This is a genomic window from Streptomyces sp. (assembly GCF_035563135.1).
In the GTDB taxonomy this organism is placed as follows: domain Bacteria; phylum Actinomycetota; class Actinomycetes; order Streptomycetales; family Streptomycetaceae; genus Streptomyces.
The window spans coordinates 1-3,610 of record NZ_DATMVN010000437.1 but is presented as its reverse complement, the minus strand read 5'-3'; the positions used below and the strand labels follow the sequence as shown (position 1 = coordinate 3,610).

5 protein-coding genes are annotated in these 3,610 nt (G+C 70.8%); 3 read left to right on the top strand and 2 right to left on the bottom strand.

Features of this window, described 5'->3' with window-relative positions; all coding sequences use genetic code 11:
* Together VN520_RS19325 and VN520_RS19320 are read left to right on the top strand one after the other, a co-directional pair.
* Positions 1-213: hypothetical protein (locus tag VN520_RS19325; protein ID WP_325748177.1), on the top strand; the 213-nt coding region annotated here is incomplete at its 5' end.
* A 372-nt stretch (positions 214-585) separates the two neighbouring features.
* Positions 586-1,011, top strand: a complete 426-nt coding sequence (locus VN520_RS19320; RefSeq protein WP_325748176.1) for an ester cyclase — start codon at positions 586-588, stop codon at positions 1,009-1,011.
* A gap of 557 nt (positions 1,012-1,568) precedes the next feature.
* Here VN520_RS19320 and VN520_RS19315 read toward each other — a convergent pair.
* On the bottom strand, positions 1,569-1,976 hold the full coding sequence (locus tag VN520_RS19315; protein WP_325748175.1) for a hypothetical protein: 408 nt from the start codon (positions 1,974-1,976) through the stop codon (positions 1,569-1,571).
* A 332-nt stretch (positions 1,977-2,308) separates the two neighbouring features.
* The gene (locus VN520_RS19310; RefSeq protein WP_325748174.1) at positions 2,309-2,452 is read right to left on the bottom strand and encodes a hypothetical protein; all 144 of its coding nucleotides are present in this window, start codon (positions 2,450-2,452) and stop codon (positions 2,309-2,311) included.
* A gap of 720 nt (positions 2,453-3,172) precedes the next feature.
* Between VN520_RS19310 and VN520_RS19305 the strand changes: the two genes are divergently transcribed.
* Positions 3,173-3,610: LLM class flavin-dependent oxidoreductase (locus tag VN520_RS19305; protein ID WP_325748173.1), on the top strand; the 438-nt coding region annotated here is incomplete at its 3' end.

The window sequence follows — 3,610 nt, the reverse complement described above, 5'->3', positions numbered from 1 at the left end:
GGCTGGGACCTGCAGGCGGCGGCCGTCTGGGTGGCGGCGGCCGCTCGCGCCGGGACGATCACCGCGGCCGAACTGCCCGGTGGCGTGGTGGAGTTCCGGGACGGCGGCGCGGCGCACGTCGTCCCCTCGTCCGGGACGGCGGAGGTCGGCGTCCTCGGACCCGAGCCGGAGGCCTCGCTCGCCGACCTCCTGCACTTCACGGCTCACGGCTGACGGCGGTGTCGCACCCACCTGATGAGGACTCACGCGAACCGTGGATCAGCTCTCGGGGTCCGGCCAGCTGGACTCATGACGGCGCCGCTATGACGTACGGCAATCGCATCAACGGTGCCGCGACGGCCGGAGGGTGCCCCAGGGTGAGCCGCTCACGCACACCAGGCGGCTCCCTCACGGTGGGGCTGAGATGACCTGTGGGCCCTCACCTGCGGCATCGAGCTCGTGGCGCATGGTGCGGTGCGGGCGCGCCCGTCGTCGTGGAGCTCCGCGACTGACCACCCCGGCGGGACGAAGGGCCCTGGGGGCGGCCGAGGCCCGGCTGACAGGGTCCTCGGAGAGGCTGCGAGGTCGCGTCGTGCAGGAGGAGTTGTGACCACTCCCGCCGAACGGGTCGAACGGGCACGGCAGCGGTGGAACGCCGGGGACCTGCCCGGCTACCTCCAGCTGTACGCCGAGGACCTGCGGTTCCACGGCGTGGAGCCGGATCCGATGGACAAACCGTCCGTGACCGGCTTCTACCAGCAGTTCTGGTCGGCTCTGGGGGCACCGGGGCGCCCCAATCCGCAGCTGGACTTCCACGAGCACCTCGTCGACGGCGACCTGTACAGCTGCCGGTTCGCCGTGTCCGGCGAGCACCGCGGCGACTTCATGGGCGTGCCCGCCACGGGCCGGCCCTACGTGTTCGAAGGCATCACGATCATGCGGTTTCGTGGCGACCAGGTGGTCGAGCGCTGGACGACTGCCGACTTCCTGGGCCTGCTCGTGCAGTTGGGCGCCGTCCCGGCCCCGGCCTGAGACGCCGCTTCTGCTGCAGCGACGCGGGGGAACGATCGCCCCGCGGCGGTGGCTCCGTTCGCCTCTACCGCAACCTCGGCTGATCGCAGATGGGCGCTGTGGGACAGATGCGTCACTCAGGTCCGCTGCGACGCGACGGTTGTGCCCGATCACCAGGCCGGTCGTCAGAACGAGCTGCGCGAGCAGTACCGCGCCACCGTAGAGCCAGCCATCCTCACGACTGCTCCTCAGTTGATCCACGGCGGCCAATCCCAAGGCCATGCCCGCAAGTACGAGCAGATGTGCCCACCAAGGGACGGGCACGCTCGGCCGCCCGATGAAGCGCACCCGGCGACGATTGGACCGACGGATCAACACGAGCAAGGGGGCGGCGAGCATGGAGACGGCGGCAACCAACGCCACCCACCACAGCCACGTGTTCGCCACGTCGTAGCTCTACCCCCGCTGACGACAGATCTCTACTGGACTGTCCCTGAATGAATGGGCCGCTCTGGGACAGAGGGCGGCCTCAGGGACGTTGATCAGAGCTCAAGAACCGAGGTGGGCCGGTGCGGTGCTCAGCTGTCGCCCGCGCGCCGGCGGCGAACGGCGTCCGCAACTGAGCGCACGCCCCACCCGACGGCTGCGGCCACGCTGGTGCCCAGCGCCAGCCCGAACGCCAGCAGTATCGAGCCGACGACGAACAGACCGGAATCATCTCGGGACGCGGCGTCGACCGTCCAGACCAGCCAGAACCCCAACGCGACGCCGGCGGTACCGGCTAGGGGGTGCCCCAGCGCGGTGAGGACCGCCGTCACCGTTCCCACGGTCAGCGCGCACCCGAGCACCTGCAGCGTGACGTAGGGCGACTGGACCGTGCCGGTGACCACGTCGTAGGACGCCGTGCGGTCCCAGCCCAGCCACGCACCCCACGTCACCGCTCCGAGGAGGGGCCCGACGGTGAGCACGACCGCGTGACTGACCAACGCCGTTGACCACCACCGTCGACGCGGCTCCGGCCCCCTCCCCGAACTCACCCGATCATGCTGACCGTCGTCGGGTCGGCAGCACCAGCGCCTCCGGGATACCCCTCACCCCGTGTGCGGAGAGCTCCGCCTCACCGAGTCGACCTGTGTTGATGGCGTGGAGTCTCACAGTGGTCGCTCCGGGACACCGCGAGGGCCGGCGTTCGGCCCATCGACCGCCCACTGCCGTCCCTATTCCTGCCCGTTCTTGCGGCGCAGGTAGCTCTCGTAGCGTTCGTACAGCGCCCGCGACTCCCGACGCAGCAGCGCCCCCCATCGCGCTGCCTAGACCATCAAAGGACGTGGCCGGGGATCAGGGGAAGGCCGACACCGGTCAGGAACGCGAGCCAGAGTCCGACCGCGTACAGCGCGATGACGACGACGATCGCTCCGAGGCCCGACAGACCGAACGGCTTGCCGCTCTTCCGCAGCCTCACGCCAGCGATCGTCACGTTCGAGCCACGACGCGGGAACCCGTGTCCCCCGGTAGGGGCTCATCGAGCCCGGGGACTGCCGCTGAGTGGGCCGCTCCGAGCAGAAGGCGGCTTCGCCTTCCAGTCAGGTCGAAGCCGTCCCTGTGAGTGACACCTCCGTGGGGCGGCGGGCCGGCCGCGCCATTTCACCGCGACGGCGGGGCTCAGTGCTGTCTCAGAGCCTTGCCGCCGTCAGGTCAACACCGTGGGCGGAAGGCCACTGATGTTGCCGTCGCTGCGCTTTCCGCAGCGACGGCACACCTGATCGTGATCCGGCCCCTGCTGTCGCTCGTCGCGAGGGTGTGCCTGCACGTACGAATGGAACCCGAGTCGGCATACCACCGGCTTTCCGGCCATGAGGAACGCTGCGTCGGACGACTCCCCGTCTCCAGAGTCGAAGGCCCCTCGCTCGCTACTCGGCAGGGTCTACGCCGCCACTCCTGGACCCGCCGCATGGGATTTCCCTCAGCGGGCTGCTCAGAGACACCGGCAACGGTGGCGGCGCGCATGATCCGCAGAACAGCCCCTGGACGGCCCAAGCTCCACCCCCCGCGACGGACGTGCGGCACCACTGGGTCGACCCACACCTCCCGGCCGGGGGCCGAGGCGCAGGAGCACGTCGTCGGCCACTGACCGACGATGGCACGAGACCCGCACCGGCCGCCGAGTTCGAGGAGCCGCCCCATGCCCGCCCCCGGGACCCCGCTGGACCAGCTCGGCTTCCTGACCATCGGCACCTTCGACCCGGCCGACCCCGGACCCGGGCACGAGTCCACGCTGGCGATGGTCGAGTTCGGCGAGCAGCTGGGGTTCGACAGCGCCTGGCTGCGCCACCGTCACCTGCAGCCCGGGATCTCCTCGCCGGTCGCCGTCCTCGCCGCGCTCACCCAGCGCACCCGCCGGATCGGGCTCGGCACGGCCGTCACGCCACTGGCGTGGGAGAACCCGCTGCGGCTGGCCGAGGACCTCGCCACCGTCGACGTCCTCTCCGGTGGGCGGCTCAACCCGGGCGTCAGCGTCGGCCCGCCGATGCACTGGGACGACGTGAAGGGGTCGCTCTACCCGGACACCGCCGACCGCGAGGACTTCAGCTACGCGCGCGTGGAGCGGCTGCTGCGGTTC